The sequence below is a fragment of the Autumnicola edwardsiae genome (assembly GCF_031846505.1).
Classification (GTDB): domain Bacteria; phylum Bacteroidota; class Bacteroidia; order Flavobacteriales; family Flavobacteriaceae; genus Autumnicola; species Autumnicola edwardsiae.
The window spans coordinates 1-5,717 of sequence record NZ_JAVRHP010000136.1 but is presented as its reverse complement, the minus strand read 5'-3'; the positions used below and the strand labels follow the sequence as shown (position 1 = coordinate 5,717).

Sequence of the window (5,717 nt, the reverse complement as noted above, 5' to 3'; positions counted from 1 at the left end):
GTAAATTATTTTTTGCTTCTGTAGTTGGTACGATCAAACTCTCTTCTTTTATAAAAGGAGTCTTCGTCGTTAGAAGCCAGGTCACTATCTGTCCTGCGTTGCTGACTGTCCTGCAAAGCCGGATCATTTTGTGTGTCATTAACTTCTGTAGAAGAATCTGCTGTAACGTTTCCCTCGGTTCGGCGGTTTCCTTCAGTTGGATTTGATCTCTCATAAGAATCCAGGACTACTATTTCATATTCCCTGTCAACATTTGAACCTTTTTCGTACCTCTTGGTTTCAGCAAAGGTCTTGTGATCAATCTGGTCAGTATAAACAAAATTCTTGTTGGTGTTAAGCCTTACAAGCCCAACGGGGACTATGAGGTGATTTTCACCGTCTTTATTTATAAATTCATGGACACCACTTTTGGCGCTGTCCCTGTAAGGTTCGTGATTCGCTTCTATAATAGATTTATCCACGTCTATGTCCAGGTACACCACTCTATTTGTGTCCTTGTTTACCAGTAGGTTGTCTACTTTTCCTACTACACGGTTATCTTTATCCTGTACTTCCCAACCACGAACATCGGGGTCATCACTTGCGACCTTGTAGTCTGAAAGTTCATTCAGATAGAATAAATGTTTATTATTGTTTGTGTTACTATTAGTATTTGCCATAATTTTTGTTTTTTAGTTATTAGCTCATTTTTTCCAGAACATCTCCAGCTTCGTCAAAAAATTTATTGACTTTATCTTTTTGTTCCAATGTAAGAACAGAAGGATCGATATCCTCTACAGCAGTCTTTACTTCCTGTACATCCTGTGAAAGATCAGGGAAATTTTCTTGTTGCAACTTCTCTATTACATCTGCAAGATCACTTCCTGCATTTTTTATTTTATCAGCATGATTTGTAGCCATAGGATCATTTGTAATTGCTTCGGCCTGCTGTCTTATTTGCTGCATATCTGTATCAATATTTACATTGAGGTCATTAGCTTTTACCTGGACCGCATTCATAAGATAAATAAGAGCGTTATTGGTGTACTCGTGATCAATACCCATTTTTGATTTGTCTCCTACATAAGACAAGAATCCAGAAATGCCACCCGTGAGGGTATCGCTTCTGTTATCTTCGTATCGTGCTGTACTGTTGTTTTCCTGATAAGTTGTGTCTACAACCTGTTCTTGATTATCCTCATCAGTTATTTCGTTATCGTCGCCATTCGCGAAAAAAAGGAAATACAATATCGCCAGAACAATAAGTCCTGCGATTATCCACGGCCAAATAGGCTTTTTCTTTTCTACTTTAATTTCTGCCATAATTCAGTTTTTTAATGTTGATTAGTCCTGTGACAAAGTTAGAGAAGGAATCGGCAGATTCTATTAAGGTTAAAATAAACCTTTGTTAATAAAGTATTTAGTCTTTTTCAGGAACAGCAATTTTTATTTTTTCTGACAAAATTTTAACATCTACAGTATTCACCTCACCGCGGTATTCCCCGTCTATCTGGAATGCGACAGGCTCTTTACAACTAATTCGGGCTTTTTTCAACTGCAGGATTTTCAGAAATTCGGGACTTAGGTTCACCTCGTTTCTGAGGGTTTTCATAATTTCCAGGATGTCGAGATTCTTAAAAATTAAGATTTCGAATATACCGTCGTCTAATTTTCCTTTCGGATTCACCTTTGCACCTGTACCATATTTACTGGCGTTTGCTATAGCCAATAGAACTCCGTTCTCGGTAGTAGTGCAGTTCTCTGTTTCGATAATGAACTCGAATGGATATTTGCTTTGAATAAGAGTTGGGATTGTTTGTAGAAGATACCCAAACTTTCCTCTAAATGAGGAAGATTCGTAATTATCTATAAGCTCGGCATTTATTCCCAGGTCACTCATATGAAGCCCAAGTTCGTCATTTAAAGAAATGAGGTCTATATTAAGGTAATGCTCACCCAGGGCAACGTTTATCTGCTCCTCCAGGTTTTTGGGAAGGTTCAGGTTTAATGCGAGAGCATTGGCAGATCCGCTGGGGATTATTCCAAGGGTTATATCCATACCTCTAATTGCTTCGGCTACCAATTTAATGGTCCCATCGCCACCGGCAGCTACAATCCGGACAGGTTTTCTTTCTTTAGCAATATTTTTAACATGCTCAATGTCTCTTTCACCTTTGGTGTGGTAAATAAAAACTTCAGTATTGATTCTGGCAGCAATTGCTTTAAAGTCTTCTACCATTTCTTTTTTATCAATATCCCCCGCAATAGGGTTTACAACTAATAAAATTTCTTTAATTCCGATCATATATTTAGCAATATGCTTAAAATTAATTAATTTGGGTAGAAACCTTAGTTAGAGAAAAAATAAAAGAATTGAAACTTGATCTTAAATTATACCGCGGCTACGTAAACGACCAGGAACTTAAAGTCTTTGGACATTTATTTGAATCCTGGGCTCCAGATAAATATAAACTTGATCGCAGAGGTATTAAACATGCATTTTCAATACTGCATATGTTTAGAATCAAGCCACTGGAGAATGTGGAAATAAGGTTAAAGTTTAAAAACCTGAATATTACCACAAAAACCCAGGATGACGGATTCTTCCAATTTACCTTACCATTTACTGAAAACCTTGAGAGTGGCTGGCACGAATATACCGTGATATGTGAGTTACATGAATTCGGAATAATAGAAAAGGGAGAGCTGCTAAAGCCTTATAAAAGTAAATTCGGGATAATTTCAGATATAGATGATACTTTTTTGATTTCACATAGTAACAGCGTATTTAAAAAGTTATACGTGATGCTTTCAAAAAATATCAATAAGCGTAAAATTTTTGATGATGTGGTGCGCCATTACCAGGCACTTAGCATTGCGGGGCAGGATAGTAAAGAAGCATCGAATTCCTTTTTTTATGTCTCAAGCAGCGAATGGAATTTATATGAGTTTATTGAAGAATTTGCCAGGATCCATGAGCTGCCAAAAGCGGTAATCAAGCTGAAGAAAATAAAAACCGGAATCCGCGATTTCTTCTCTAGCGGGAGGGGAAGCCACGATCACAAGTTTGACAAGATTAGTGATATAATTTCCTTCTATCCAAAACTTCAATATGTTTTGTTAGGAGACGATTCCCAACACGATCCTTTTCTTTATGAGAAAGTAATTAAGATGTACCCTAAAAGTATAGGCGCAGTGTATATTCGCCAAACTACCAGGAAAAAGAAAGAAGAGGTGAAAATAGCTTTGAGAAATATGCAGGACATGGGAGTGGAAACCTGCTACTTTCAGAATAGCGACAAAGCAATTGCGCATTCCAAAGAAGTAGAAATTATTTAGGTTTTTGAACGTTTTATTCTGAAGAAAAATCCTTTTCTTCCGCTGAAGAAGTTGAAGTATAATCCTTAATCAAGTTTTATTTGACACCATTAAATTTTGTCGTATCACGGCTAAACCGGCCCCACAAGAACCTTGAAGGTACTATTGGGTTATTAAGTGAGGGAGCCACAATTCCATTTATCGCCAGATATAGAAAGGAAGTTACCGGAAACCTTAACGAAGTTGAAATTGAAAAGATTGACAGACTGCTCAAATCTTTTGATGAGCTTCAGAAAAGAAAAATCACTATTCTCAAGGCTATTGAAGAGCAAGGTTCTTTAACACATAGTTTAAAACAGCAGGTAGAGGATGCTTCAGATCTTGTGAAACTAGAAGATTTATATCTGCCATATAAAAAGAAAAGAAAGACAAAGGCAGATGCAGCCCGTGAGCAGGGACTGGAACCATTGGCGAAAATAATAATGGCCCAAAACTCTTCAAATTCTGAAGAGGCCGCGATGAGGTTTGTAAAAGGACCGGTTAAAAATGCTTCTGAAGCTTTGGAAGGAGCAAAAAACATTATTGCAGAATGGATTAGTGAAAATCAGGTGGTGCGGCATAAATTGAGGCAGTTGTATTCGAGAACTGCAGTGATAACTTCAAAAGTCGTGAAATCTAAGGCGGATACTACAGCTGCACAAAAGTTCTCGCAGTACTTCGATTGGAGTGAAAGTCTAAGAAAAATCCCTTCGCACCGTTTTCTTGCTATACATCGGGCCCAGGACGAAGGGCTGGTAAGAATAAAGCTTGATGTTGAAAAGAAGAAAGCACTTCAGATTATTTCTGAAGTTGTGCTGAAAAGGAATTTCAATTCTTCAGTGATTTCAGAAGCTATAAAAGATTCCTACAAGAGATTATTGAAACCTTCTTTTTCTACGGAATTTTTAAATGAAGCAAAGGCCAGGGCAGATGAAGAAGCTATAGCGGTTTTCGCTACTAACCTGGAGCAGCTACTTATGGCGCCACCACTGGGTAGTAAAAGAATTCTCGCATTGGACCCGGGATTTAAATCTGGTTGTAAACTCGTTTGCCTGGATGAGAACGGCAAGCTTCTTTATAATAGTAATATTTTTCCGCATCCTCCTCAGAATCAAAATACGGAAGCGGTACAAACCCTAAAATCCCTTGCTGAAAAGTATAAAATTGAAGCTATTTCTATAGGAAATGGAACTGCTTCCCGCGAAACCGAACAACTGGTGAAAAGCATTAGTTTCAGTAAGGATATCCCTGTTTTTGTGGTGAACGAAGCAGGAGCATCGGTTTATTCAGCGTCAAAAGTGGCGAGAGAGGAATTTCCAGATCACGACATTACTGTTAGGGGAGCGGTTTCTATTGGCCGCAGGTTGTCTGATCCTCTTGCTGAACTGGTGAAAATTGATCCTAAAGCGATAGGAGTAGGGCAATATCAGCACGAGGTGGACCAGGGAAAATTGAAAGAAAAACTGGATAATGTCGTGATGCTTTGCGTTAACAGGATTGGGGTAAATGTAAATACTGCGAGCAAGGAATTACTGTCCTACGTTTCAGGAGTGGGGCCTGCTATAGCTTCTAATATTATTGATTACCGCAATAAAAATTCAGGAATACGCAATAGACGGGAATTGCTGAAAATTGCGAGGTTAGGACCTAAGGTTTTTGAGCAATCTGCCGGATTTCTTCGAATTAAGAATGGCAATAATTTACTCGATGCCACGGGGGTCCATCCAGAAAGTTACGAAATTGTTGAAAAAATGGCCCGGACCAACACTATGAAAATCTCTGAATTGGCAGAAAATAAGGAGGTGCTTCAAAAATTGCAATTATCGACCTATACTTCAGCTGAAGCCGGATTACCTACTTTAAAGGATATTGTAAAAGAACTGGAAAAGCCGGGATTGGATCCCAGGAGCGAAATTTCCAGATTTGAATTCGATCCCACAGTAAAAACTTTTCAAGATTTAAGGGAAGGGATGAAATTACCCGGTTTGGTGAATAATATTACCAATTTTGGATGTTTTGTAGACATTGGAATCAAAGAAAGCGGACTGATGCACATCTCTAAACTGTCAAATACCTATGTAAGTGACGTAAACTCTGTTGTAAAGCTGAATCAGGAGGTGATGGTGACGGTTATTTCGCTGGATGAAGAGCGAAAAAGGATTCAGCTTTCATTAATTGATTAAAAATTGTTTATTTCAGCTTTTTTCCTGCTAAATACTAGCGAAAAATTTTCCGGAGAAGTCAGTTACGAAATTTGCCAGTTTTCGTATTCAGGCATCACAAAACACCATTTTTGAAATTGATTTTTTGGTTAAAATCTTAGCAGTAATTTTTTCTGAATAATTTCAGAAAATAAAAATTTAAGGTTGCTATTTAAAGCC

General features: G+C 37.9%; 5 protein-coding genes. 2 read left to right on the top strand and 3 right to left on the bottom strand.

Annotated elements, in window-relative coordinates:
• Window positions 1–5: 5 nt before the first annotated feature.
• The 3 genes from RM529_RS15665 to RM529_RS15655 all read right to left on the bottom strand — a co-directional run bounded on the left by RM529_RS15665 (window position 6) and on the right by RM529_RS15655 (window position 2,284).
• The gene (locus RM529_RS15665) at window positions 6–659 is read right to left on the bottom strand and encodes a PRC-barrel domain-containing protein (protein WP_311485693.1); all 654 of its coding nucleotides are present in this window, start codon (window positions 657–659) and stop codon (window positions 6–8) included.
• A 19-nt stretch (window positions 660–678) separates the two neighbouring features.
• A complete protein-coding gene (locus tag RM529_RS15660; protein WP_311485692.1) occupies window positions 679–1,302 on the bottom strand; it encodes a hypothetical protein in 624 nt (207 codons plus the stop codon).
• Window positions 1,303–1,399: 97 nt separating this feature from the next.
• Window positions 1,400–2,284, bottom strand: coding sequence for a diacylglycerol/lipid kinase family protein (locus tag RM529_RS15655; RefSeq protein WP_311485691.1), 885 nt, complete (start codon window positions 2,282–2,284; stop codon window positions 1,400–1,402).
• A gap of 68 nt (window positions 2,285–2,352) precedes the next feature.
• Between RM529_RS15655 and RM529_RS15650 the strand changes: the two genes are divergently transcribed.
• A complete protein-coding gene (locus RM529_RS15650) occupies window positions 2,353–3,318 on the top strand; it encodes an App1 family protein phosphatidate phosphatase (protein ID WP_311485690.1) in 966 nt (321 codons plus the stop codon).
• Between the two features lie 80 nt (window positions 3,319–3,398).
• Window positions 3,399–5,519, top strand: coding sequence for a Tex family protein (locus RM529_RS15645; protein ID WP_311485689.1), 2,121 nt, complete (start codon window positions 3,399–3,401; stop codon window positions 5,517–5,519).
• Window positions 5,520–5,717: the final 198 nt, after the last annotated feature.

Coding starts and splice junctions, on each gene's coding strand:
- RM529_RS15665 (WP_311485693.1), bottom strand. CDS start 659: ATGGCAAATACTAATAGTAACACAAACAATAATAAACATTTATTCTAT.
- RM529_RS15655 (WP_311485691.1), bottom strand. CDS start 2,284: ATGATCGGAATTAAAGAAATTTTATTAGTTGTAAACCCTATTGCGGGG.
- RM529_RS15660 (WP_311485692.1), bottom strand. CDS start 1,302: ATGGCAGAAATTAAAGTAGAAAAGAAAAAGCCTATTTGGCCGTGGATA.